This is a genomic window from Paenibacillus daejeonensis DSM 15491, assembly GCF_000378385.1.
Classification (GTDB): Bacteria; Bacillota; Bacilli; order Paenibacillales; family Paenibacillaceae; genus Paenibacillus_D; species Paenibacillus_D daejeonensis.
The window spans coordinates 396,987-421,433 of record NZ_KB899659.1; the positions used below are offsets into that span (position 1 = coordinate 396,987).

Annotated in this window: 22 protein-coding genes and 1 riboswitch; of the genes, 1 reads left to right on the top strand and 21 read right to left on the bottom strand. The window is 53.6% G+C overall.

Annotation, left to right across the window (positions count from 1 at the left end; translation table 11 throughout):
• Positions 1–58: 58 nt before the first annotated feature.
• From F556_RS0101810 to F556_RS0101905, 20 genes are all read right to left on the bottom strand, one after another.
• Entirely contained in the window at positions 59–1,135 is a 1,077-nt protein-coding gene (locus tag F556_RS0101810) for a sensor histidine kinase (RefSeq protein WP_020615174.1), read from the bottom strand.
• Positions 1,136–1,139: 4 nt separating this feature from the next.
• Positions 1,140–1,844 carry a response regulator transcription factor gene (locus F556_RS0101815; RefSeq protein ID WP_020615175.1) on the bottom strand — a complete coding sequence of 235 codons (705 nt, stop codon included), beginning with the start codon at positions 1,842–1,844 and terminating at the stop codon, positions 1,140–1,142.
• A gap of 968 nt (positions 1,845–2,812) precedes the next feature.
• A complete protein-coding gene (locus tag F556_RS33085) occupies positions 2,813–3,400 on the bottom strand; it encodes a histidine phosphatase family protein (protein ID WP_245583024.1) in 588 nt (195 codons plus the stop codon).
• A 4-nt stretch (positions 3,401–3,404) separates the two neighbouring features.
• Entirely contained in the window at positions 3,405–4,982 is a 1,578-nt protein-coding gene (locus F556_RS38520) for a cobyric acid synthase (protein ID WP_020615177.1), read from the bottom strand.
• Positions 4,982–6,085: a threonine-phosphate decarboxylase CobD gene (gene cobD / locus F556_RS38525; protein WP_020615178.1), complete on the bottom strand. Its 1,104-nt coding sequence runs from the start codon at positions 6,083–6,085 to the stop codon at positions 4,982–4,984. The genes F556_RS38520 and cobD overlap by 1 nt, the downstream gene beginning before the upstream one ends.
• A 35-nt stretch (positions 6,086–6,120) precedes the next feature.
• Positions 6,121–6,927, bottom strand: a complete 807-nt coding sequence (cobS, locus tag F556_RS0101835; RefSeq protein ID WP_020615179.1) for an adenosylcobinamide-GDP ribazoletransferase — start codon at positions 6,925–6,927, stop codon at positions 6,121–6,123.
• Positions 6,909–7,883, bottom strand: coding sequence for an adenosylcobinamide-phosphate synthase CbiB (gene cbiB, locus F556_RS0101840; RefSeq protein ID WP_026297046.1), 975 nt, complete (start codon positions 7,881–7,883; stop codon positions 6,909–6,911). The genes cobS and cbiB overlap by 19 nt, the downstream gene beginning before the upstream one ends.
• Positions 7,880–8,473 carry a bifunctional adenosylcobinamide kinase/adenosylcobinamide-phosphate guanylyltransferase gene (gene cobU / locus F556_RS0101845; RefSeq protein WP_020615181.1) on the bottom strand — a complete coding sequence of 198 codons (594 nt, stop codon included), beginning with the start codon at positions 8,471–8,473 and terminating at the stop codon, positions 7,880–7,882. The genes cbiB and cobU overlap by 4 nt, the downstream gene beginning before the upstream one ends.
• A gap of 36 nt (positions 8,474–8,509) precedes the next feature.
• Positions 8,510–9,574 carry a nicotinate-nucleotide--dimethylbenzimidazole phosphoribosyltransferase gene (gene cobT, locus F556_RS0101850; protein WP_020615182.1) on the bottom strand — a complete coding sequence of 355 codons (1,065 nt, stop codon included), beginning with the start codon at positions 9,572–9,574 and terminating at the stop codon, positions 8,510–8,512.
• Positions 9,575–9,577: 3 nt separating this feature from the next.
• Entirely contained in the window at positions 9,578–10,381 is an 804-nt protein-coding gene (locus F556_RS0101855; protein ID WP_020615183.1) for a heme ABC transporter ATP-binding protein, read from the bottom strand.
• Complete coding sequence (locus F556_RS0101860; protein ID WP_026297047.1) at positions 10,374–11,420, bottom strand: FecCD family ABC transporter permease; 1,047 nt, start codon at positions 11,418–11,420, stop codon at positions 10,374–10,376. Before F556_RS0101860 ends, F556_RS0101855 begins: the two co-directional genes overlap by 8 nt.
• Before the next feature lie 4 nt (positions 11,421–11,424).
• Positions 11,425–12,441, bottom strand: coding sequence for an ABC transporter substrate-binding protein (locus tag F556_RS0101865; RefSeq protein ID WP_020615185.1), 1,017 nt, complete (start codon positions 12,439–12,441; stop codon positions 11,425–11,427).
• A gap of 203 nt (positions 12,442–12,644) precedes the next feature.
• Positions 12,645–12,856: riboswitch (cobalamin riboswitch) on the bottom strand.
• Between the two features lie 63 nt (positions 12,857–12,919).
• Positions 12,920–13,723: an undecaprenyl-diphosphate phosphatase gene (gene bacA / locus F556_RS0101870; RefSeq protein WP_020615186.1), complete on the bottom strand. Its 804-nt coding sequence runs from the start codon at positions 13,721–13,723 to the stop codon at positions 12,920–12,922.
• Positions 13,724–13,727: 4 nt separating this feature from the next.
• Positions 13,728–14,570: an EcsC family protein gene (locus tag F556_RS0101875; RefSeq protein WP_020615187.1), complete on the bottom strand. Its 843-nt coding sequence runs from the start codon at positions 14,568–14,570 to the stop codon at positions 13,728–13,730.
• Positions 14,571–14,672: 102 nt separating this feature from the next.
• Positions 14,673–17,864 (bottom strand): efflux RND transporter permease subunit, encoded by a 3,192-nt coding sequence (locus F556_RS0101880; RefSeq protein WP_020615188.1) that lies wholly within the window; start codon positions 17,862–17,864, stop codon positions 14,673–14,675.
• Positions 17,865–17,909: 45 nt separating this feature from the next.
• Complete coding sequence (locus tag F556_RS0101885; RefSeq protein WP_020615189.1) at positions 17,910–18,596, bottom strand: response regulator transcription factor; 687 nt, start codon at positions 18,594–18,596, stop codon at positions 17,910–17,912.
• 35 nt (positions 18,597–18,631) lie between these two features.
• Positions 18,632–20,068 carry a sensor histidine kinase gene (locus F556_RS0101890; protein WP_020615190.1) on the bottom strand — a complete coding sequence of 479 codons (1,437 nt, stop codon included), beginning with the start codon at positions 20,066–20,068 and terminating at the stop codon, positions 18,632–18,634.
• A gap of 156 nt (positions 20,069–20,224) precedes the next feature.
• A complete protein-coding gene (gene lepB, locus F556_RS0101895) occupies positions 20,225–20,779 on the bottom strand; it encodes a signal peptidase I (protein ID WP_020615191.1) in 555 nt (184 codons plus the stop codon).
• A 90-nt stretch (positions 20,780–20,869) separates the two neighbouring features.
• Entirely contained in the window at positions 20,870–22,558 is a 1,689-nt protein-coding gene (locus F556_RS35995) for an ATP-binding cassette domain-containing protein (RefSeq protein ID WP_020615192.1), read from the bottom strand.
• A complete protein-coding gene (locus F556_RS0101905) occupies positions 22,555–23,385 on the bottom strand; it encodes an energy-coupling factor ABC transporter ATP-binding protein (protein ID WP_020615193.1) in 831 nt (276 codons plus the stop codon). The genes F556_RS35995 and F556_RS0101905 overlap by 4 nt, the downstream gene beginning before the upstream one ends.
• Positions 23,386–23,492: 107 nt before the next feature.
• Here F556_RS0101905 and F556_RS33100 point away from each other — a divergent pair, with 107 nt between their 5' ends.
• The gene (locus tag F556_RS33100) at positions 23,493–24,059 is read left to right on the top strand and encodes a biotin transporter BioY (protein ID WP_020615194.1); all 567 of its coding nucleotides are present in this window, start codon (positions 23,493–23,495) and stop codon (positions 24,057–24,059) included.
• A gap of 110 nt (positions 24,060–24,169) precedes the next feature.
• Here the strand turns inward: F556_RS33100 and F556_RS0101915 are convergent, their stop codons facing one another.
• Positions 24,170–24,430: an HPr family phosphocarrier protein gene (locus F556_RS0101915; protein WP_020615195.1), complete on the bottom strand. Its 261-nt coding sequence runs from the start codon at positions 24,428–24,430 to the stop codon at positions 24,170–24,172.
• Positions 24,431–24,447: the final 17 nt, after the last annotated feature.

Below are 24,447 nucleotides of genomic sequence, written 5' to 3' on the forward strand. Positions count from 1 at the left end.
AGAGGCCTGGCACAGCTTAATCTTCATTAAGCTGTGCCAGGCCTCTATACAAGTGAACTTAGGTCACCAGTGGCAGTCGAACCCGAAAGGTGGTCTGACCAGTGCGGCTGCTGGCATCAATCGAACCTCCGTGCCGTTCGACAATACTTTTACAAATCGCCAGACCCAGCCCAGAGCCGCCGGAGGTTTCGGTACGGGATTTGTCGACACGGTAGAAACGGTCAAAGATATAAGGGAGATCTGATTCAGGAATGGGTTCTCCGTCATTGGTAATCTCAACTGTTGCAAATCCGCGGTCTCGGCGCAGCTGCACCTGGACAACATGTCCGCCGCCCCCGTACTTGATTGCATTGGAGATCAGATTTTCAAACACGCGGACCAGCTTGCCTGCGTCCCCCGGAACAACAATCCGCTTGTCATCGGAACGCAGCTCGGACGTGAGACCCGCCTCCTCCATAGATAACCGGTATTGTTCGAGCAATTGGCCGATCAGCTCCACAAGGTTGAGGGAATCCAGTCGCAAGGGGTTTCCCTCATGACGCAGTCGAGTGTAATCGAATAAATCCTGAATCAAATCCTGGAGACGCCGGCTTTTTGTATACGCAATTTGTACATAGTGCCGCAGCTCGACTTCATCCCGATAACGATCCTGTTCAATGAGGCCAAGGTAGCCGATGATTGAGGTCAACGGGGTTCGCAAATCATGAGAGACATTGGTAACCAGCTCGTTTTTGGCGCGTTCTGCTTTTCTCTCTTCCTCCATAGCATTCACGAGCCTTGAAACGAGATCGTTGATGGTAACTGCAATCTCAGCCACTTCGCTGTTATTTTTCACTGGCACCTGGCGTCCGAAATTCCCTTCGGCGATTTCACTCACCGATCGGTGTACCTGAGCCAGATACCTGTACTTCCGCCATTCAAAGAAAATCATATATACGCCGAAAAAGAAGATGGTTGCCAGCACCATGACGACCGGGATGCCTAACAAGCCTTCAATCATGAGCCCGATCTGTTCGAGCACAGGCACATACGACGCCAGACTAATCACGAACAGAAATGAGCCGTACATTGTGATGATCGCCAGCACCCCGCTGACAAACAAGGACAGAAGAAGTCGTAAGACCATGTAGGTCATGACATTACCCTTCAATTTTGTAGCCTACCCCCCAGACGGTTACGATCAGCTTGTCGCCAGACTCTTGCTCGAGCTTATCCCGCAGCTTGCTGATGTGGACCATCACCGTATTGTTCGATTCAAAGTACTTTTCCTTCCATACATGCTGGAAAATATCTTCGGCACTAAAGACCCGGCCCGGATGACTCGCCAATAGATGAAGAATGTTAAACTCCGTCGAGGTTAAATGCAGCGCTCGGCCGTCAACCTGAACCGAATGCGTGGATTTGTCGATCTGGAGCGGTCCAATCCGCAGCACATGATCCGGAGCTTCCGCCGGCGCGTGCATCGTATTATATTGAAAGGATCGACGCAGCAGCGACTTGATGCGTGTCACCAGCTCAAGCGGGTTAAATGGCTTCACCATATAATCGTCGGCGCCTGTCATCAGGCCCATGATTTTGTCCATGTCCTCTGCCTTTGCACTTAGCATCAGGATCGGAACCGACTGGTCGCGTCGCAGACGACGGCATACCTCCAGACCATCGAGCTTGGGCATCATGATGTCTAGGATGACGGCATGAAAGGTGCTGCGTGCAAACAGCTCCAAGGCCTCCTCACCATTATGGGCCAATTCGGTTTCGTAGCCTTCATTCTGCAGATAAATTTGAATCAGCTCAGCAATTTCTATTTCATCGTCCACGATCAGGACTCGGCGGTTGTTTATCATCCGGTGCAGCTCCTTGTACCTATGGTTTTGTACTACTATACACCATGCAACCGCTCATTGTCCCGGAAGCGGCGCAGAGTTTAGAATGATTAAGGTTTTCTTAAACCTTTATTTAAGAATGGGCATCTTTTGTCTCTATCGGCACCGAATATTGTCTGCTGTTCGCATATGGCTTGCAACTAAATTACATAAATGCATTCATACCACTAACTTAACGAAATCCACTTTGTACTGGCTTGCTAAGTGTATTATTGCATTTAAGTACCTCAACAACTCATTAGCTTCACATTGCACCTGTTCTGCTACTTATTGCGCGCCTGATGTCCGTGACTAGATAGATCCCCGTGTTCGCGTTAAAGACAAAAGAGCAGTTAATAGATCATTTTATTATCAATATCATGAGGCTAGAGTCAAAAGTACAACTATTCTGCTCATATAAGGTATTATCTGGATAATTGGGCGAGATTAACTGCAGTTTTGTCCTTATGGGCCGCAGAATCGTGCCTGAAGCCTTTTTTAACTGTAGTTTTGTCTTTATTAGCACTTAGCACAACCAAACAAATCAGAACGCTTCCCCGCCCACTCCTAAGCAATAAAGAATTCGGCGTACTCTCGGGACGTTCCAAGAGCTATGTCGGAGAATTCCAACCCATTCTATTTTGTGAAACTTATAAATTAGTGAAATTAAAGAAAGACGCCTGACGGCATCCTTGAGGTACGTTCTACGTTTGTGAATTGGTGAGTTGAAAGCTCATGCGTTTTCGTTAACATTTTCGTTTGCTTTGACACGTAAGTGTTTGTCCGTTTAGGTACTGCGATGCAACGGCAGTCGTGCAGCGCTCATCCATGACGCGCGTGGTTGTCCGACCGTCGTCATGCAACAGGCCCCTGCGCACTGGGAGCTGTTCGGATTCTGCACTCGAGGACTTGCGAAGGGAAAGGCGAAGATTTTGCCCTTCCATTCGCTCCTATAGAATAGGAGTTAGCTTGTGTACCGCGGGTGACCAGCCGATGAGCGTGCCAGTGGGAACTTCGATGTCCCAGAATGCGTGGCCCGGTTGGAGTAAGGAGACCAGCATCCGGATCGAACCGCCGTGAGCAACGACTAGTATGGGCAGCTCGGTCGAATGCCCGTACTGCCTCTGCTGGACCTCTGCTAGCCAAGACGTTACACGGGCGCGGAAGTCTACCAATGATTCTCCGCCTGGCGGTGTTATAGTTGACGGATCGTCCAACCATTGTCTGTACTGTTCATCATGCTGCAGGTCATTGTAGGTCTTTCCCTCCCATACGCCGAAATCCAGCTCTCGTAGTCTCGGTTCGTAAGAGATCTCTCCAGGATAATCCAGTTCGAGTACGTCCAGCGTCTGCCTCGCGCGCAGCAGGTCACTGCAGTATGTGCAAGCCAGCCGCCGGCCTTGTAACCATGCACGCACCGGCTCCAAACCCTGAATGCCCTCGGGACTAAGAGGCTGATTGGTTCTGCCTAAATATCGGCGTTCCTTATTCCATCTTGTCTGTCCATGTCGGAGTAACAGCAGTGGAGGTGTTATCACAGCGTCACTCAACGTTCCGTATCCCAGTGTGCGCCGTTAACCCCATTATTGCATAGATCGCCTGCAGGTCGACATGAGCTCGGACATGCCCGGCCAGACGGGCAAAGGCATCCTGACGTCGCTCATTAAATCGATTTCCCGTCTGGGCAGGTGGCCAGCCGCGATCAAGTCGAAGCTGATTGAGCCATGCTCGTCGAAATTCATCATTGTGCATAATGCCATGGATGAATGTCCCCCATAGTCGTCCATCGGGCTGTGAGGCGCCTTCAGGTGACAGTGGCATTTCCGATTCCCCATCCAGCTGTTGCTCCCGGATTGCAAACGGCTGGAGGACGCCTGCCGGCATGTTGATGATGCCTGTATGGATTTCGTACCCGTCAATGGACTCTTCATGATGCATGCCGGGCAGTTGACCTTGGCCGCTGACCCTGATAGTCCGCTTATCTGCAGAGAAGATTACATCGAACGGAAACCAGCCGAGACCGGGCAGCTCCGGGATGTCCGATTCCGTCCGGTCGGGGTCGAGTAGCAGTCGGCCCATCATCTCATATCCGCCACAGATGCCGACGACCCGCCCTCCCACCGCAGCATAACGCTCTAAGGCTGCTGCCATTCCATTTTCTCTTAAGATCGCCAGATCCGCCGTTGTATTCTTACTGCCCGGAAGGATAACCGCATCAGGATGGCCCAGCTTGCCCGGTGAATCCACATACCTCAGACGGAGGTCCGATTCGCCTTGCAGAGGGTCCAGATCCGTGAAGTTGGACAGCCTTGCGAGCCGTATCACAGCGATATCCAGCGTGTCTTCTGAGGTTGGTTGTACGGCTTGGTGCGATGACCGGTCCAACGATAATGAATCCTCATCTTCCAGCTCCAGACCCGGCAGATAAGGCACCACACCCAGAACAGGTTTGCCTGTCCTGGCTTCAAGCCATTCCAAGCCTGGACGCAGTAGTGATACATCACCACGGAATTTGTTGATCACAAATCCGGCCACCCGCTCCCGTTCTTCGGGCTCCAAGAGTTCCATTGTACCGACAATGGAGGCAAAGACGCCGCCCCGGTCAATATCGGCAACCAGCAGCACCGGCGCATCCGCCCATGAAGCCATGCGCATGTTGACAATATCCCTGTCTTTCAGATTGATCTCGACCGGACTCCCGGCGCCTTCCAGCACCACTGCGTCGGACTGCAGCCTCAGCCGCTCCAGCGCTTCACGGACGATAGGTTCAGCCAGCGGCAGCACCTCTTCCCTGTAGGCGCGCGCTTCATAATCCCTTAGCGGCTTGCCATGTACGATCACCTGAGAGCGCATCTCGCCTGTGGGCTTCAACAAGATCGGATTCATATCGGTGGTTGCCAGAATGCCGCAGGCATCCGCCTGCATACCCTGTGCTCTGCCGATTTCCTTGCCATCCCAAGTGACATAAGAATTTAGCGACATGTTCTGAGATTTGAATGGCGCCGTGCGCCAGCCGTCTTCCGTGAAAATCCTGCACAACGCAGCAGTCAGGAGACTTTTCCCCACATCAGATGCTGTGCCCTGAAGCATAATTGTTTTTGCCAGACCCGTTGTCTGCATCAGTCGTCTCTCCTTGCCCGCAGCTTCTCCAATACTATGCCTAACGTCTTCAGCAACCGCTCGTTGTCAGGACGGAGCTTAACCGCTATCCGAAGGTATCCCTCTGACAGGCCTTCGTACCGGGATGCATTGCGAATGAGGATGCCTTCCTTGCCCAGCTCCGCCTGCAGAAGGTCCACCGTCAGTTCCCATGCGGAGTCCAGCCGAAGCAAGATATAATTGGCGGCACTCTCATACACGCAGAGCCCCAGCTCCGCTAACCGTTCCGCTAGCCAGCTCCGTTCCGGTGGCAGCCAGCTTAATGTGCGCTGCACATAGGCTTCGTCCTGCAGAACAGCACAACCAATCCGCTCTGCCAATGAGTTGACACTCCAGGGCACCTGTAGCTTACTGAGCTCTTGGATGCGCGCTGCCGATCCAATCATGTAGCCTGCCCGGATACCAGGAATAGTATAAAATTTGGTCAAGGAGCGGATAACCAGCAGCCGGTCGGAACAAGCCGCCTCGCTGGCCCAGGAATACTCAGCTTCATCCGCGACAAAATCCATGAACGCTTCATCCAATATAACGTCCCCCCCCTGATTCAGCAGCGACTGAACCGTATCACGATCCAGCAGCTGGCCGGTCGGGTTGTTCGGGGTGCCGAGCAGCCATAGCTCTGGGCGCAGTCCGCTTTGTTCCACTTGCGCTGCGCTGAGAGCAAAGCCTTCCGCATCAGGGAGCATCAAAGGCTCGATTGCACTGCCAACCTTGTGGACCGCATCAGCATATTCTCCAAAGCAGGGAAACGCAAGTCCGGTCGCCCGAGGCTTCAGATGTCGGACAGCCAGGTCAATGAGTTCAGCGGCACCGTTGCCTACCAAAATATGCTCTTCCCCTATCCCGTGCTTCCTTGCCAGTATGCCCGTCAGCTCACGAACGGCCGGGTCCGGGTAGGCATGGATTTGGTCAGCGTAGGACAGAATCACGTGTCTGACGGCTGTCGGAGGACCATACGGATTCATGTTGGCACTATAGTCCAAAAAGTCCTCTGGCTTGTGTCCGAACAGCTCCGATGCCGTCCGCAAATCTCCGCCATGACCATAGACTTCCAGCGTCTTCATCGCTTCTATTCCTCCTTGTCAGATCGAATGGTGGGTCAGATCGTGTACATCACGACCAATAGACAGAGCAGCGCAGCTTCCAGCGCTTCGTTCATAGCACCATATGTATCTCCTGTCAGTCCGCCCAACTTACGGGTGAGCCACCAGGCCGCTGCCGAGCCAACTGCCACGCAGACTCCTAATGACAATAAGGCTCCACTAATTGCAGCTTCGGCAGGGATGCCGCCAATTAGCGCCGCAGCGACCGCAAAAACAAGCGCCACAGTGGTTGCCCTTATGAGCTCCCGTTTTCCAGCACCATCGAACAGCGCAGCCATGCCGCTCCCCGCTTTTGCCTTTGGCCACAAGGTAATAGCAGCACACATCCACCAGCGGCTCCATACAGGTATCGTTATTAGCCATAGCCACGCACCACGATCCATCTGCTGCTCCAGCACCACCGTCAGCAGGCTGAACTTGAAGAGCAGCAGCAGCACGCCGGCGATCACGCCCATTGCACCGACCCGGCTGTCCTTCATAATCTCCAGCATCTGTTCACGATTGCGGTGGCTGAGCACACCATCAGCCGTATCCATCCAGCCGTCGAGATGAAGACCGCCGCTAAGCGCGATCCATACGGCTAGCACCACAATGGCAGCAGGCAGCGTCGGCAGCAGCGAACTGGCTGTAGTGGTCAGGAGCAGCAAGAGCCCGATGACCAGACCTGCGAACGGAAACCAAGCGAGGCTACGCGCTGCAGCTGCTGGTGTGAAGTCCGGCCGAAGCAGCAGCGGCAGCCGGGTCAGAAACTGCAATGCGATCACCACATCAGCCACCCAGCCCCCTACGCGCTTACCCACCATATCCCCACACCTCCCAACAAGATAATCACGCTGACGCCGTACAGCAGGTTGATGCTGCGGCGGATATCCTCCGGCACAATCGGCCTGAGCGGCCAGCCCATCCTGGCCCGCTCGCTTGGCTTGCCAAAATACATGTTGCGTCCTCCGAGCTCAATCCCCAGCAAGCCTGCAACCGCAGCTTCCGGAATGCCGCTGTTGGGGCTGGGATGATCTGCGGCGTGCGCCTGCACCGCCCGTCGCCCGCGGCGCGGGGACAACCGTCGCATCGTCACGCCCGCTAAGAGCAGCAGCCAGCCGGTCAGTCGAGCCGGCACATAATTGAGGGCATCATCCAACCGCGCGGACGCCTTGCCGAAGTCCTCGTAGCGCTCATTTCTGTAGCCAACCATGGAATCCAATGTATTGACCGCGCGATACAGCATAGCGAATGGTGCGCCGCCAATGCATGCCCAACATAGCGGCGACACTAACGCATCCACTGTATTCTCCGCGACGGTCTCAATGGTAGCCCGTGATGCCTCGCGTTCGTCCATCGTGGCTGTCTCCCTGCCGACAATCCGCCCCGTATACTCACGCGCAGCATCAATACGGCCTTCAGCGAGTGCCGAATAGACAAGCATGGCGGCATCCTTTAATCCCTTGACAGCGATAGTTGTCGATAGGAACCAGACCGTTGCAGCATAACCCAGCCATGGGTGAATCCACTGAGCCACGATGACGAGGACCCACATGAATACCGCAGCTGCAAGGGGAATCGTAACAGCCAGCACTAGTCCTTTGCGTCGCTTGACGGACCAGGAATCCTCTGCCCGGTATAACCGCTGCTCCAGCCACCGGATTCCCCTGCCAATCCGAATAACGGGATGGACCGGCCAGCGGGGATCACCGATTAGCCAGTCGACGACGATCGCCGCCGCGATCATGAGCCCCATCTCCGAGAGGGAGTAGAAAATCACAGGTCATCCAGCCTAGCCGCTATCGCCTTCAGCTCCACCGGTATGCCTGCCGTTACGAGGTAGACCCGCTCACATACGGCGGCGAGTCGGCGATTCAATCGGCCTGCCTCATCGCGGAATCGACGACCCAGCGGATACTCCGGTACAATCCCGCTGCCTACCTCATTGGTGACCAGGAGCAGGGGCAGCGGATAGTCGGCGCACAGCCGGATCAGTTCTTCTGTCGCCTGGTCCAGCGCCTCCGTTTGGCGGGCACGCCAGTCACTGTCCTCTCCTTCAAGAGCCAGCATTCGGTTCGTTAACCAGAGTGTCAGACAATCAATCAGCACAACAGGCGGGCGCTCGCTGCCAGCGTATTGCGCTGCAAGCTCACGCAGCTGCTCGACAAGCGCTGAAGGCGTCTCCAGGGTCAGCCAGTCCAGCTCTCCCTGCTCCCGCTGTGCACGGTGTAGCCTGACCCGCTCCGCCATCTCTTCATCCCGCGGTTGCAGCGTCGCGAGATAGATTCCATTGTCCGCCAAGCGGACTGCTGCCGCTTCTGCAAAGGCGCTCTTGCCACTGCGTGCGCCGCCGGTAATTAATATCGCCATCTTTCGGAGCCCTCCTACTTCTCATTGCTGCAGTTACTAGGCACGTGAAACGCCAGCATCCTCAAATGTGGCCATTTCCCGCAGGATACGCGTTGCTGCTTCGGCCAAGTGAAAACCGAGTACCGCGCCAGTTCCCTCGCCGAGCCTCATTTCAAGCCGCAAGGGCGGCTCCAGTCCCAATGCCTCCAGAAGAGGGCCGTGACCGCGTTCCTGTGACAGATGTGAAGGGAGCAAGTAAGACACCGCCTGAGGGGCCAATCGCATGGCGACCAGCGCTGCCGCCGAGGAAATGAAACCATCAATCATGACCGCTCGCCGTCTGCGGGCAGCACCGATGATCAAGCCAGCCAATGCCGCAATCTCCAAACCGCCGACCTTGGCAACCACATCAATTGGATCTTCTCTGTCAGGGGCATTTACAGCTAACGCCCGTTCAATCACCGCTTGCTTATGCCTGCGAACATCCTCTGTAATGCCTGTTCCTACTCCTGTCGCCTGAATTAAAGGGATGCCACCCAGCACGGCACAGACCGCCGAGCTGGCTGTTGTATTGCCGATCCCCATCTCACCGGTAGCCAGCAGATCAATGCCGCGATCGGCCAATTCGTCAGCAATTTCTGCACCGGTGAGGATAGCCCGAACCGCCTCTTCACGCGTCATTGCTGCCTCCCGCGCCAAATTGGCAGTCCCCCACCGGATTTTGCGAGACCAGATATTAGGATGTAGAACCTCGGTAGCAATTCCTACATCAATACAGTGCACCTCCGCTCCGGCGAGCCGAGCCAGTACGTTGACAGCCGCCCCTCCCGAAGCGATGTTGATTGCCATCTGAGGGGTCACCTCGGCAGGATAAGCACTTATCCCTTCCTCACAGACACCATGATCAGCCGCCATAACGACTACAGCCTTGTTACGTACGCTTGGATAGGCTTCCCCGCTAATACCGGCGAGTTGTATAGCCAGCGCTTCCAGCTGTCCCAAGCTACCTTGAGGCTTAGTCAGGCTATTCAAGCGCACGGTTGCCTCCTGCATCGCTTCTTCCTGTAAGGGGCCAATACCGCGAATCCAGTCAGCTAACCGACTCTCTAACTCTTCACTCATTGCTTATGTACCGCCTTTCTCGTTGCTATTCGGCTGCCCAGGATTCAAGAGCAACTGTGGACTGCCAGTCAGTGGATGCGGCAGTACGACCGCTGCCGCACCATACACCTCGCGCAGCAGCTCCGGTGTCAACACGTCCTGAGGCGAGCCTGCGGCAGCCAGTCCTCCGCGTTGCAGCACAATCAAACGGTTGCAATATTGCGAGGCCAGATTCAGATCATGCAGCACCGCTATAACCGTCAGTCCTTCTCTGCGCTGCCAATCACGCACGGCGTCCAGCAGCTGCATCTGATAGCCGATATCCAGGTACGTTGTCGGCTCATCCAGCAAGATCAGTTTGGGCTCCTGAGCCATGACCTTGGCCAGCGCCACACGCTGCCGTTCACCACCGCTTAACTGATGGAGCTGGCGATTTGCCAGCTCTTTGAGCTGCATAACCTCCAGCGCACGTTCAATCACCGCTCCGCTATCTGTCGTCTCATCTCCAAGCCAGTTCTGAAAAGGAAACCGTCCCATCTCCACGACCTGCCGCACTGTGAATGCAGCCGGTGCCAGTCCGCCTTGCTGCAGCACGGCTACCCAGCGAGCGAGCTCCCGCCTGCCGTAGTCGGATACCAGGCGTCCGCGCAGCTTCACCTGTCCCTCATCCGCCCGGATGACGCCCGAAAGTGTGCCCAGCAGCGTTGATTTTCCTGCACCGTTGGGACCTATAATACCAACGATCTCACCCTCCTTCACATCGAAGCTGAGCTGATCGAGAATACGCTGGTTTCCCACCTGCCTCACCAGCTGCCTGACCTCAATCATGGCCGGTCTCCTCCCTCATCCCCGTCTTGCGGCGCTTCAATAGATAAGCAAAAAAAGGAGCACCAATAAATGCTGTCACGATGCCGAGCTGAATCTCTTTGGGACTGGTAATCGTCCGTGCCAGCGTATCTGCCCACAGGACATAAATCGCGCCTCCAACAGCAGAGAGCGGCACAATCAGCCGATAATCTGGTCCAACCAGCAGGCGTATAATGTGCGGAACGACAAGTCCGACGAACCCCACCACCCCCGACACAGAGACAGCTGCAGCGGTCAGGAGCGTCGAGACGACTAGTACAGTCACCTTCGTTCGCTCGACACGCATTCCCAGATGTGCCGCATGCCGTTCACCCATGACCAGCAAATTCAGATGACGGGCGTATGCAACCAGTATCGGTACCCCGACTATGACAAAGGGCAATAGGAGCTGCACATGCCCCCAGTTCCGTTTGGACAGACTGCCCATGAGCCAAAACAACACTTCGTTCACGACCCCTTGCGAGAGCGATACCATATAGGAAACAAAAGCACTCAAAAATGCTTGTACCACTACACCGGAGAGAATTAGTGTCTCAATGCCCATCGCGCCCTGACTTCTTGCGAGCCAAAAGACTGCAAACATCGTCAACAGCCCCGTACTGAACGCGACAATTGGAACGGACCACAAGCCGATCACGTGCTGCAATCCGAATAAGATGAGAAACGCGGCACCGATTGAGCTGCCGGATGCCACACCAAGCGTATAGGGATCGGCCAAGGGGTTACGCAACACGCCTTGGAATCCCGCACCCGCTAACGCCAGACAAGCGCCAACTAGCATAGCTAGCAATACCCTCGACAACCTCACTTGGACGATTACAGCCTCCTCGAGCTTGGTCCACTCCACGGCTGATTGATCCATAAAAGGCAGCTGATGTACTAGAATGCCCCACACTTTGGCAAGCGGGAACCCCGCTGAGCCAATAGATAGCGAAACGAGTGCAGATGCGCCAAGGAGGAGCATCGCTGCTCCTCCATAAGTGTACAAACGTATACGCATCGTCCTAGTCGACAAGATCCGGATGGATCGCCTGGGCCAGCTCCCGCAGTCCGTCTGTCAGACGAGGTCCCACACGCACAAGCGGATCATTGGTCACGGAATGCAGTTCGTCATTCTTCACAGCATCAATCTCATTCCAGCCCGGACGGCTCGCGATCAGCTCCGGAATCGTGTTGTCGCCGCCGAAATCCGGATAGATAATCACTTCCGGATTGGATTGAAGCACCGTCTCCGGATCAATTTCGAACCAGCCTTGCTGATCGCCAGCGACATTCTCGCCGCCTGCCAGCGTCAGCAGCTCATCCATAAATTCGCCTTTTCCGACAGAGTAGCCTGCCGAAAATTCAATGTATACCCGTTTAACCGGAGCATCCTTCACGGCTTCGACAATACGAGCTTTCTCTGCACGCATTTCTTCAGCAACTGCTGATGCTTCCTGCCCACGGTCCAGAATCTCTCCCAGCTCTTCGATGTGGGCGATCGTCTCATCCAATGTCTTGGGATTGGAGGCAAAGACCGGGATATCCAGGCTGCGCAGCTCCTCCAGAGCAGCCGCATTCAGTGATGAGGAAGCAACGACCAGATCAGGATTCAGTGCCGCAACGGCCTCAATATTGGTCGTCATATCTCCGATCTTCTCGATCGAGGCAACTTCCTCCGGATAGTTACTCCACTCATCTACGCCAACCACTGCATCACCAGCACCAATGGCGAATAGCACCTCGGTTTCACTCGGCACCAAGGATACAATCGCTGTTGGAGCGGCCTCCAGCGTCAGCTCGGTTCCCGTCGCATCCGTAACCGTGATTGGATACTGGGTCCCTACAGCTTCTTCAGCTCCGTTATCCGTACCCGCCGCGTTGTCCGGTGCTTCATTGTTGATCGCTACGTCCGGCTCCTGAATACGCGAGTTCTCGTTATCGTTGCCACCGCCGCATGCTGTCAGCACGACCATCATGACAATAAGCCAACCTGCAATCCACCCTGTATACTTGCCCTTCATGACGTGATTCTTTCTCATCTTGCTCTCATCCCTCCATCATCTCTTGGCGCAACTTCCTCCGGTCATACAGGTAAAAAAAATCAAAAAAAGCATGCTGACCCTAATGTGTCAGACATGCTCCAAAGATTTCGTCTCTACTGGCAGCCCAGCAGCCGCCGGCAAACGCACCAAGCGCCGGGACTGTCTCTCATCCAACACCTGCCTATTTCCACGTAGGCTATGGCGTTCACTGGATACAGGCAGGTCTCCTGACTCGAATCCCCTAAGCAAGCTGGTCTTCCCGGTTGTATCCCAGTGACATTAGCAGCTTGCAGGGCGGCCCTCATACACACAGGTGGGGCCAAGATTCATACAGTGGCGGGTCCGTGCCGGCTTCTCACCGGGCTTCCCTCTTATGACAACCCCGTATCACACCAAGCCTGATGTGTACGATCTGTCACCTGTAACCGGACGTATGAAGTTTACGCTTCACTATACCATCTTCGTCTTGGCTTGTCTACATCAGCACAAAGAAGTAAAACACGGCTGCAAGTACAAAACGGTACAGCGCAAACCACGTCAGGCGCAGTCTCTTGATTAGATTGATAAAAGTAACGACGGCAAGCATAGCCACAATGAAGGAAGCAGCCAAGCCAACCAAAAACACAGGCAGATCCGAGGAGCTTAGCACATCTCTGCTCTCATACAGATCCAGCAGAGAGGCGCCGAGCATAATGGGTACTGAGATGATGAAGGTGAATTCGGCAGCTGCCTTTTGACTCGTCCCCAGCAGCAGTCCCCCCGAAATGGTTGAGCCTGAGCGGGAAAAGCCCGGCCACAGTGCCAAGCATTGAAAACATCCGATCCCCAGCGCCTGCCTATACGATAGATCGTCCATCTCCTCAGCAGTCACGCGGCGCTTGGTCCGCTCCGCTATAATCATCAGGATACCGCCCGCAACAAGACTGTACAAGACCGGCTCAGGACCGAACAGATGCTGTTTGATCAGACCATGCAGCAGAAATCCCAGTACGACGGCCGGCAGCAGGGCGAGCGCAATATGCAGTGCATCCAGGTGGCCTTTGCGAAAAAACCGCCAAGCCAGCATATCCTTCGCCAGCGACACGAACCGGGACCAATACAACACAAGCACGGCCAATACAGCCCCCAACTGAATGACAATTTTAAACGTTTTGGACGATTCGCCAACGAAACCAAGCCACTCGCCAGCCAGAATCAAATGACCTGTGGAGGATACCGGCAAAAACTCGGTCAACCCTTCAATAATGCCGAGAATAATCGCTTGAATCAGCTGCTCCAATAAGCTACGCCTCCTCCGTTAAACCTCCGATCCGCTCCATAACTCTTCGCTTGCGATAGAGCATGTGAGCCGCTTCCGCCGTATCCTTTAACAACCCACGATTGATGAAGGCGCCGAATACCATACCTGCAATCGGAATAAGCTGGAACAGCTTTTTCCAGCCGAAATTATCCCGATAGACCGTCATAACCTCCCGCCAGCCTTGAAGCTGGGACATCACTGCGATGTTGTTGTCGGCCTGACCATACACGGCCAGCTCGTCCAATATCGCCTTCTTGCCCACTATATCCGAAGAAGCGAACTGGAGACATTTGACCGCGAAGATCCGCTCTTCCTTGCGTGACGGGTCATAGCCGTAACAGACCGCAATCTCCTGGATAATCTTGAGGCACAGCCCCAGAATGGCAGGAATGTCAACCGCCAGGGTGAACAATCCGCCAACCCCCGTACTCGCTCCTTGTACCGTGGCCAGATGCGTCCGCTGTTCCGATAATTGGGCTGCACCTTGCATCATGACAGCTACCGGAACATGCTCGCCGATCTCATCGAGTGAAAGACTGCGGTACTTGTCTGCTTCTGGGTCGCCACTGGTTGACCAGAGCTTCTCCACCAGCTTGACCGTTTGCCTCTCCGAGATCAGATACCGGCCTCCGCTTTGCACATAGGAGCCGATTTCATTCAGGATATCGTTTATTTTGTTCTGAAGCACGCGGGGTGTCAATTTATCCAGCAGCATGAATGGAAGCCGGCCGATTTTTTCCCAGAACCAGATATCCCTCTGCTCCTTCTCCCAGGACCGGATCTCTATCATCATATGCTGCAGCTCGTCCCATGATTCCTTCTTCATCGCCTGCCAACGGCTCCTCTCTTCGAAATTACTATTGATCTTATAATACCAAAAAAGCTGTCTTCAGCCATTAGAATGGCTAAAGACAGCTTTTGTCAGACGCTAGACTTCGTTGTTTGGAGCTTTGCGGAATCTAGACATAAACTCATACACGATTGGAACGATGATTAGTGTCAAGAGCGTCGAACTGGTAAGTCCGCCGATAACCGTGACACCCAGCCCTTTGGAGATTAGTCCGCCGGACTCAAATCCAAGCGCCAGTGGCAGGAGTGCGCCAATCGTCGCAATCGCCGTCATCAGAATCGGACGCAGCCGCGTACCTGCTGCTTCCAGGAGCGCTTCGCGAACCGGCAGTCCTTCCTTCTGCTTCTGGATGACCCGGTCGATCAGAACGATGGCATTGGTGACGACGATACCAATCAGCATTAGCGCACCGATCAATGCCGTGACACTGATTGTCTCCCCGGCAATCCATAGTCCCACCAGGGCTCCAATGACAGTGAACGGCAGGGAGAACAGGATACTGAACGGCGTCAGACCCCCGCCAAACGTAATGACCAATACAAGATATACAATAGCAATTGCAGCCAACATGGCTAGACCAAGCTGGGTAAACGATTCATTAATCTGCTCGGTGACACCGCCGAAGCTGACCTCGATTTGAGGCGGCAGCTCCATCTCATTGACTTGGCGCTGTACTTCGCTGGATACGCTGGCGACATTGTCTGTCGTCGCGGTAGCGCTGACCTCCGCATAGACGCGGTCATTGCGCTTGGTAATTGTATTCGCTGCTTCCCCTTCTTCAATTGTTACCACTTCGCTCAGCGGGATCTGCATGCCAAGTGGTGAAGTGAGCATAACATTTTCCAGGTCCGCACGATCCGCGTACGTTGCCGCTTCGACTTGCAAGTAAACATTCAGGTCTTTGCCTTCATGCTCAATGGTCGTCAATACCGGACGCTGGCGGTTCGGGTTCAACTCCATGGCGATCTGCCCGGCAGCCAGACCGTATTGACTCAGCTTTTGCTGATCAGCAACCAATACGTATTGCTCATACGTCTCAGACATACTGGTGCTAACGTTGGTCAGCTGTTCCTGCGAGCTCATCATTTCTGAAACCTGATCTACATAGGGACGGATGGTTTCCATATCCGGACCGTAGACGAAGAGTGATAATCCGCTGCCGCCTAAACCGCCGGTCATGAAGTCCTGCTGCTTCCACTCGCCTGTACCGCCGATGCCTTGGAGCTTCTCCAGCACGGCATCCTTTTCTTCGGTGAAGCCTGCAAAATCCGAATCATAGCTTAAGAAGAACAAGGCTTGCTTGGAAGCTCCCGGGCTCATCGGGTTCTGTCCGCCCACGGAATATTGGAGCGTCTGAACGCCTTCTTGACCCATCAGGGCCTGCTCTGCCTGAAGCGCCAGTTCTTCGACATTGTCCAGCGACTCGCCTGGTGCTGGGTTATACGTAATGGTCATGATCTTCTGTTCTTCTTCTGGCAAGAAGCTCGCACCAATGATTGGCGCGATCAGCAGACTCGCCAGCAGGACAACCACTGCACCACCAAAGGTTATCGCCTTATGATTCAGTGACCAGTTAAGAATTTTCTTGTAGCCTTCCGCCATGCGTCCTGGCTTGTCATCGTGGCCCTTGAACTTGCCATTGCCGCTGAGCGCCTTGCGGAACATCATATGCGCCATCATCGGTACAATCGTAATAGCTACCAGCAAGGAAGCCAACAGAGCAAATACGATGGTGAGTGCAAACGGCAGGAAGATCTCGCCGATGGCTCCCTGGACAAGCGCGAGCGGCAGGAAGACCGCAATGGTTACAATCGTGGAAGCCAGTATCGGAACGAACATTTCCCGCGTCGACTCCAGAATTAACTGCTTGCCTGTGAGCTTTTCACTCGTGAGCGACATACGCCTGTATATATTCTCTATGACGACAATCGAGTCATCGATCACCCGCCCAATGGCTACTGTCATTGCACCGAGCGTCATGACATTAAGCGTAATATCCATTCGGCTGAGAATCAGGAGCGCAATCAGGATGGACAGCGGAATCGATACAACCGAGATCACTGTCGAGCGCACATCACGCAGAAACAATAGAATGATGATGACTGCGAATAGTGATCCAATCAATGCTTTGTTCAGCATCGTGTGAACCGAATCTTCGATCGGTTCGCCTTGGTCCATGCTAATCTGAACGCTAAGTCCGGTATATTGTGATTCGAATTGCTCGATTTCAGCTTTGATACCGTTAACGACTTCTACTGTGTTGGCGTCAGCAGCTTTGATAATCGAGATGCCGATCGAATCCTGACCGTTGGTACGGGAGATCGACTCGGCTTTGCCGATGACTGACACCTCAGCGATTTCACTTAACGGTACAGTCGGCAGACCCGGCATTTGCATGCCTTCAGGCAACTGCTGCCCTTCTGGCGCTTGCTCAGGCAGCGCAGGCTGTTCTGCCTCAGGTGCACCTTCTACCGGAGCACCGGCATCCGGAGGGGCAGCTGGCATTTCCATTCCGCCTCCACCGCCAGGGATTACCGGAATCTGCAGACTGCGGAGATCGTCAAGGTTAATGATATTGCCATCGACCAGGACCGCCTTCTCTGTATCGCCAAACTCAAAAATACCTAACGGGACTTGCAGTGCCGAGCCTTGGATGATGCCCTGCACCGTCTGAACATCAAGCCCCAGCTCGTTCATCCGCTCTTGGTTAAAAATCATTTCGACTTCTTGAACATGCTGTCCCGAAATCTGAACATCCGCTACGCCTTCAACACCCTCCATAACGGGAATAAAGGAGTCTTCAACCAGCGCTGTCAGTTCTGCCAGATCCGTGTTCGAATCGGACACACTGAATGTCAGAATCGGAAATGCATTCAGTGAGATTCGCGAAACGTTGCTGTCCTGAACGCCCTCTGGCAGCTGAAGCCCATCTAACTGTTCCTTGACCTCAGCTTGTGCCTGCTCCATATCTTTTTTGTAGTCAAATTCGAGAACAATTGAAGACACGTTTTCCATCGAGGTCGAGTTAACGACACTCACGCCTTCGAGGTTGCGCGTCCGCTGCTCTATCGGTGAGGTGACTTTATCCAGCACTTCCTCCGGGGTAGCTCCCGGGTAAACCGTCGTAATGCTTAGAATGGGAACATTGATGTTCGGAATCGTCTCCATCTTCATCGTGAAGCCTGAATACAAGCCGGCGACAGTGACGATCAACGTCAGAATCCATAAAGCGAATTTGTTGTTCAGTGAGAACTGGATAATACCCTTCATACGCGTTTCCCCAACTCCTTTTATCTGTATCCTGCCAATAGCTATCTATTTGAAGCGGTACCCTACTCCCCAAATCGTCTCAATATATTGCGGATTTGACGGGTCCTGCTCGATTTTTTCGCGCAATCTCCGGATATGGACCGTAATGGTATTCAAATCACCCATCGAGTCCAAGCCCCAGATCCGCTCGAATAACTCATCCTTGCTGAACACCCGATCGGGATAACTGGCTAGCAGCAATAGCAAGTCAAACTCCTTACTTGTCAGTAATGCCTCGGTCTCATTCATATACACTCTGCGTGAGGGTTTATCGATAATCAACCCCCGCACACGTACCTGGTCCTGCACCTGGCCCTTCGTCCCTTTGAGGCGTTCGTATCTGGAGAGGTGCGCCTTCACGCGTGCCACCAGCTCGCCTGGCGAGAAGGGCTTGGTCATGAAATCGTCTGCCCCCAGTCCCAATCCTCTGATCTTGTCGATTTCCTCTTGCTTGGCAGAGATCATCAGAATCGGAATATCTTTGGTCTGACGAATCTGTCTGCAGATTTCAAAGCCGTCGACCAACGGCAGCATCAAATCCAGAATGATCAAATCGAATTCCTGGGCGAGCGCCCTTCTCAAGCCGCTTTCCCCATTGTTCTCCATCTCTACTGTGAACCCGTGGCTCTCCAGATAATCTCTCTCCAGCTCAGCGATTGCAGTCTCATCTTCGATAATCAATATGCGGGTCATCGCCGCTCAGCCTCCCTTGCATCCATGATCTTCAGCTACTCGACAAGTGAGGCAATCGGCAGCGTCAACACAATGGTACTGCCTTGTCCCAACTCACTCTCGGCATGCACCTTGCCGCCGTGCCCTTCTATGATCTGCTTGACAATGGCTAGTCCCAGGCCGCTGCCGCCCAGCGCAGAATTACGAGACTGCTCTGCTCGATAGAATCGGTCAAAAATAAACGGCAACGCCTCCTTCTCAATGCCTGGTCCGGAATCGCTAATCGCAATAACTGCCTGCTCCGATGCCACACTAAGATTGACTACAATGCGCTTCTCCGTGTCAGCGGGCATCCGTCTCATGTACTTGAGGCTGTTGTTAATGACATTGGAGAGGACCCGACTCAGCTTCTCGGGGTCGGCAAGCACGGGAAGCTTGGCACCCGTATGAATGTGTACTTCGAGCTCCACGTCCGACTTCTCAATGTCATAACGACTTTCCTCGAGATAATCCTCCAGAAATCCAACGAGATTAATGGTTTTCATCTCGAATGGCTCTTCATTAAGATCCAGCTTGGAGAACAAAAACAACTCGTCGATCAATCCGTCCATCTCGGTCGCTTTTTTGTAGATGGTCTGAATGTACTTGCTTCGCATTTCCTCGGTGTTGGCTACACCGTCTTGAATCCCCTCCACATAGCCCTTGATCGCCGTAATCGGCGTTTTAAGATCATGGGATATATTAGATATCAATTCCTTCCGGTTAAGCTCCAACTGCGCACTCTGGCTAATGGACTGCTTCAATCTCAGCCGCATACTCTCAAACGCATTGCGCACTTGCCCAATCTCGTTATTCTTCATCGCCTCCAGTTCATAATCCAAATTGCCTGCCTCGATCTGCTCTGCGGCACGCCGCAGCTTGCCAAGAGGTCTCGTGAGCGAGCCGGATACCAGATAAGCCAATACGAATAGCGTAATCGCGATGGAAACAAGGGACAGCAGCATGACCAGTGGGCGGAAATAGAACGGCAGCGGGTCATAATTTAAAAACAGACTCACCACGTAGCCTGCCGGTTCCTCACCCGGCTCCACTAAATACGCGACAAAATAATGGTTGCCCCCATACTTGAGCGTCTCGTCTTCCTTCTGGATAGCTGAAGCTTCAACTACCCCTTCAAGCCACGGCGTCTGTGCAATCATCGATCCGTTCTGCTCAATCCGAATCGCAGATTCCCATTGCTCGTAACGGTCGATCAGGTCTTGTGCATAATTGGACTCACTTAGCTTGCCCGCTTCCTCTCGAAGCACATAGGAGACTTCTCCCGTTAATCCGACTAATTCCTGTTCCCGCTCCCGGTTTATCTCGTATGCATTGAGGAGGTCAATGCTGTTGCCTATGATGGGCCAGGTCAAAAACAACACTAACACAAGCACTAGTTGCGGTACGATGAGCATAGCCAGGAACGCCAGCTTCAATCTGCCGGTAATGGACATCCATCACTCACGCCTTTACTTGAAGTATTCTTATCATACTCGTTAGATATAAATGAAAAAGAAACGGGTTATTAAAAAATTCTTAAGTGGAATTTTTTTCAACAAAAAAAGAAAGACGCTAGCCCTTGACTGCGCACTGGCCGCGTCTTGCTGCTATTATTTAATTTCGCCAAACTTCTGGAGCGGCCATACCCGTAAAACAGCTTTGCCTTCGAGCGATTCGAAGCTGATGGTACCAAGCTGCCGGCTGTCCAGGCTATGCTCGCGGTTATCGCCTAATACAAACACTTGACCTTCTTCTACAGTAAATGGAACGTTCAGTCCAGCCGGGAAGGTCTGCCCCTTGGCATAGGATTCCTCAAGCTTGACGCCATTGAGGTAGACAAGTCCTTCTCTCATATCCACCGTATCCCCTGGCAGAGCAATCAACCGCTTGATCAAGCGTACATCACTTTCCGGGCCGTCAATAATCACAATATCGCCCCGTTTTGGCTCAGAGAAGACATAACTGAGCTTGTCCTCTACCAGTCGATGACCTTCTTCGAGTGTACCCGACATAGAGCTCTGCCTTACTTCAGCCTGCGCAAATGCGTAGTTCTGAATCAAGAGTGCGATGACAACCGCCATCGAGATTGATAGTACCCACTCGCGAAGCTCTCTTCGCCATCCTTTGCGCGCTGACTGCCGCGATTGTTTGTCGTCCGTTGACATACTCCGTTCCTCCCTTACCTTGCTAACCAGTTGTTTATACGAGCTATTTTCAAAAATGTTGCATTTTCTACTTGAAAAATTTTCAACTAGCTAGGATAGCCAGCGTCCCGTGAGCATCAGAAAAAGATAAAGAGCCATTCCAGCAGCCAGCAGACGATAATCGGCTGGTTGAATCTGAAGCCGGTAAAGCCTGCTCGATTGTACCCCTGATTCTCCAAATCCGCGAACCTCCAACGCTTCAGCCATCTCTTCAGAGAGGCGGAGCATGGAAATAAGAAAAGGAACCAGCATGCGCGGCAGCTGGCGGAGCGGAACACGTCCAGGCCGTGCTGGCTGCTTGCCGCGAGCTAGTGTAATGGCGGCAAACCTCGACCATTCTGCGGTTAGCAGGGGAATAAATCGAAAAATTAAGGATACCGTCAAAGCAAGTGTCCGCACAGGAAACTTCAGCTTCTGCAGCCAAGATAATCCCTGTTCAAGACCTCGTTGCATGCGAAAAGGCGTAACAAGCTGAGCGAGGGCCAGACCAAGCAGCATAATTAAAAAGATTTTGCCGAATTGCAACCCGCTCGTACTAGCCGCCTGGGCATCCCAGCCAGCAGGCTGCCATTCGATAGATGACACCATGACTGCGACAATCGCAAAGCCGGCAAAAAATCGAATCGCCCCTTGCCAGGCTGCGAGTGCTCCCCGGACTTGCCAGACAATGCCGGCGGTGAGAACTGTGCCCAGAAGCAGTCCGGACCAAGAGGATTGCGAGATGAGCCCCAGGCTTATCAGCAAATAGGCCGCCCATAGTATTCGAGGATCTCTGTTGCTCCAGTAGCCCTTCTGCTGTGGCGGGCCAGTTAGCGGCAGTGCTGCTGAAGACGAGTCCATTGGCTCTGTTGCAGCAGTCTCGCCAGCCTTCGCAGACCGTGAATCTGCTTCCATCTTTCTGCGGACAATTAGGTCTGCCAACGTCTCCGGTGTAATCGCTTCGTCGGCACGAACACCCTGTATAGCAATGCCCCTCTGACGAAGCGCTGCCAATACCGCAGCCTGTTCCGTCATTCGCAGGGTTAGATTCACTGTGGGTTGATTCTCAAGCCACGATCCCATTATTTCTTCCCGTGAGCGCATTATGACTGTACCGCCAGGCCTCATTTCAATCACATAGTCCGCAATCGGCCATAAGGCCTCCCAGTCATGGGTAACTATCAGGGCGCCACCGCCCCCTGCGCGGTGGGCTCGCAACAGCTTGGCCAACTGCTCGATTCCCGCAGCATCCAGCCCAGCCGTAGGCTCATCCAGCAGCAGCCAGCGCGGTTGTAGCGCCATTGCGCATGCCAGAGCGAGACGCCGCTGCTGACCTCCGCTCAGATGCCAGGGTTGGCGGGAGAGGCAATCCTCGTCCAGACCTGTCGCTGCCAATAGTCCAGGGAGGCGGTTGTTCATCTCTTCATGGTTGAGCCCAAGTGGAGCCAGCGAGTAGCGCAGTTCTTCTGCTACCGTTGCAGCAAACCACTGTGCATGGCTGTGCTGAAGCGCAACCCCGTTGCTGAGCAAGGCCTGACGCTGGAGTTTGCCCTCAAGCCACAAGGGGCTGCCATCAACCCTAAGCTCTCCACGGCTAGGAATTCTTAGTCCGGCGATGGTCTCGAGCAGGGTGGTCTTGCCTATCCCATTAGGTCCGGTCAGCAACGTGATGGCTCCCTCAGGCACATGCAACGAATCCATGTCCAGCACGAGCTTGTTCCCAGCCTTCACCTGCAACTGTTCGATATGCCACCCCTTCATCTGCTCACCGCCTCAGCCAATTGAGCCGCGTTGAGGGGAAGGGGAGTAAGCCGTAGTCCCCGCTCTTGCAATGCGAGCGCAGTTTGGACGGCATAAGGAGGATTCCAATCCATCCTCTCGCATGGGGACTGTGTCTCGCCTTCTGCGACAGTATAGAACCCCTCTGGTCTGCCATCGAATATCAACCGCCCCCCCTGAAGCGCGAGAATTCGGTCCCCGGGTTCCCACTCCTGCTGGCGATGCGTAACCCAGACCACTGTCATACCGGCTCTGTTAAGCTCTCGGACAACGGCCAAGACTTCTGCACGTCCTTCAGGGTCCAGCATCGACGTCGGTTCATCAAGCACCAGCATTGGAGGTTTTGCCGCCAAAACAGAGGCCATCGCTGTTAATTGCTTCTGCCCGCCGGACATCCGAGCAACGGGCTCATGCAGGAGAGAGGTTAAGCCTGTCTGCTTCAGAACCTCAGGCAGCATGGTATTCAATCCTTGCTGGTCAACCCCCCTTTGCTCGAGACCGAGCAGAACATCCTCCCATGGCGTTGCACCGAGGATGCCCGCTTCCGGATGTTGCAACACATAAGGAATAGGCCGCTCCCCCACAAACCCCTTAATCACAGAGCCCTCCACAATGCAATGTCTGCCTAGCTGACCTGTCAGCAGCTTGACCAAGGTGCTCTTGCCGCTGCCATTGGCACCGGCGATTTGGAGCCACTCTCCCTGACGAATGGTAAGGTTTATCTCAACCAATAGATGGCGCTTTTTTGCCCCTCCAGGATCTGAATACAAGACAGACACCTGGCGGAGCTCCAACTGTTGCGTGTTCACTTTTTTTCCTCCAGACTCTTCCCAAAAGGCTATTGCCGTGATATGATCCCAATTGTTAACCAAAAAATATACATCATGGTTAACATTATAAAGGAGCGTTGAACCTTATGTCCAGATCTGTTCGTCCACTTGTTTTTGTCGCCTTGTTCGGAGCCTTATTCATTCTAATGAGCACCATCACCATCCCGATTGGCGCCGTACCCATTACACTTCAAAATCTCGCCATTATGTTAGCTGGCGGTTTTCTCGGTGCCTTCTACGGTTTCAGCAGTATTGGCATCGTCATCGCGCTGACGGCTACCGGCATCCCACTGATTCATGGACAAGGCGGGCTGGCATTTATCCTCGGCCCCACCGGTGGTTTTCTATGGATGTTTCCCATCTGCGCGTTGCTCAGCGGTTTTTTCGCTTCACGTATTCTCAATACATCGGCTGATCGGCCCCGTTTTGTGACGCTCGCTATGCTATTTGGCGTCTTTATGCTATTTGGATCCTTGATTTCTTATATTACCGGCGTTCCTTGGCTTGCTCATTTGCTCGATATTTCAACGGAACGGGCCTTGGTGATCGGGATGTATCCTTTTCTCCCCTTTGATGCGATCAAGGCGTTGATTGCCGCTCTTGTTATGTATGCAGCGCAAAGTTACCGGCCCATGCTTCGTCGCACCCCCTGATTCCGTGCCTCTCCGGCACTTTTCAAGTTTAAACGCAGCAAGGCGGCGCAGATTTTTGCGCCGCCTTGCTGCGAATGAGTGCCCCATGCAGGGTCACGTGTCCGGTTTATTTATTCATGAATTTCCGTCAATAGTTTGCCGAGTGTTTCCTGGGCTTCTTGCTCCTGCTCGCCTTCGGTTTCCAGCAGAACTTCTTCGTTCTGGGCGATACCCAGGGTAAGCATACTGAGCGAGCTCTTGCCATTTACGCGTTTGCCTTTGCTGGTGACGTAGATTTTGCAAGGAAACTCGGAAGCTTTTTTGACGAAATCCTTGATCGGTCTTACGTGAAAGCCTGTCGGATTAACAATAGTATAGGTTTGTGATGTCATTGGTATGACGCCTCCTT

What these genes read in the sequence shown, in the direction of transcription:
- F556_RS0101810 (WP_020615174.1), bottom strand. Translation starts at nt 1,135, where the DNA reads ATGACCTACATGGTCTTACGACTTCTTCTGTCCTTGTTTGTCAGCGGG.
- F556_RS0101815 (WP_020615175.1), bottom strand. Translation starts at nt 1,844, where the DNA reads ATGATAAACAACCGCCGAGTCCTGATCGTGGACGATGAAATAGAAATT.
- F556_RS38520 (WP_020615177.1), bottom strand. Translation starts at nt 4,982, where the DNA reads ATGCAGACAACGGGTCTGGCAAAAACAATTATGCTTCAGGGCACAGCA.
- cobD (WP_020615178.1), bottom strand. Translation starts at nt 6,085, where the DNA reads ATGAAGACGCTGGAAGTCTATGGTCATGGCGGAGATTTGCGGACGGCA.
- cobS (WP_020615179.1), bottom strand. Translation starts at nt 6,927, where the DNA reads ATGGTGGGTAAGCGCGTAGGGGGCTGGGTGGCTGATGTGGTGATCGCA.
- cobU (WP_020615181.1), bottom strand. Translation starts at nt 8,473, where the DNA reads ATGGCGATATTAATTACCGGCGGCGCACGCAGTGGCAAGAGCGCCTTT.
- cobT (WP_020615182.1), bottom strand. Translation starts at nt 9,574, where the DNA reads ATGAGTGAAGAGTTAGAGAGTCGGTTAGCTGACTGGATTCGCGGTATT.
- F556_RS0101855 (WP_020615183.1), bottom strand. Translation starts at nt 10,381, where the DNA reads ATGATTGAGGTCAGGCAGCTGGTGAGGCAGGTGGGAAACCAGCGTATT.
- F556_RS0101860 (WP_026297047.1), bottom strand. Translation starts at nt 11,420, where the DNA reads ATGCGTATACGTTTGTACACTTATGGAGGAGCAGCGATGCTCCTCCTT.
- F556_RS0101865 (WP_020615185.1), bottom strand. Translation starts at nt 12,441, where the DNA reads ATGAGAAAGAATCACGTCATGAAGGGCAAGTATACAGGGTGGATTGCA.
- F556_RS0101875 (WP_020615187.1), bottom strand. Translation starts at nt 14,570, where the DNA reads ATGAAGAAGGAATCATGGGACGAGCTGCAGCATATGATGATAGAGATC.
- F556_RS0101880 (WP_020615188.1), bottom strand. Translation starts at nt 17,864, where the DNA reads ATGAAGGGTATTATCCAGTTCTCACTGAACAACAAATTCGCTTTATGG.
- F556_RS0101885 (WP_020615189.1), bottom strand. Translation starts at nt 18,596, where the DNA reads ATGACCCGCATATTGATTATCGAAGATGAGACTGCAATCGCTGAGCTG.
- F556_RS0101890 (WP_020615190.1), bottom strand. Translation starts at nt 20,068, where the DNA reads ATGTCCATTACCGGCAGATTGAAGCTGGCGTTCCTGGCTATGCTCATC.
- lepB (WP_020615191.1), bottom strand. Translation starts at nt 20,779, where the DNA reads ATGTCAACGGACGACAAACAATCGCGGCAGTCAGCGCGCAAAGGATGG.
- F556_RS35995 (WP_020615192.1), bottom strand. Translation starts at nt 22,558, where the DNA reads ATGAAGGGGTGGCATATCGAACAGTTGCAGGTGAAGGCTGGGAACAAG.
- F556_RS33100 (WP_020615194.1), top strand. Translation starts at nt 23,493, where the DNA reads ATGTCCAGATCTGTTCGTCCACTTGTTTTTGTCGCCTTGTTCGGAGCC.
- F556_RS0101915 (WP_020615195.1), bottom strand. Translation starts at nt 24,430, where the DNA reads ATGACATCACAAACCTATACTATTGTTAATCCGACAGGCTTTCACGTA.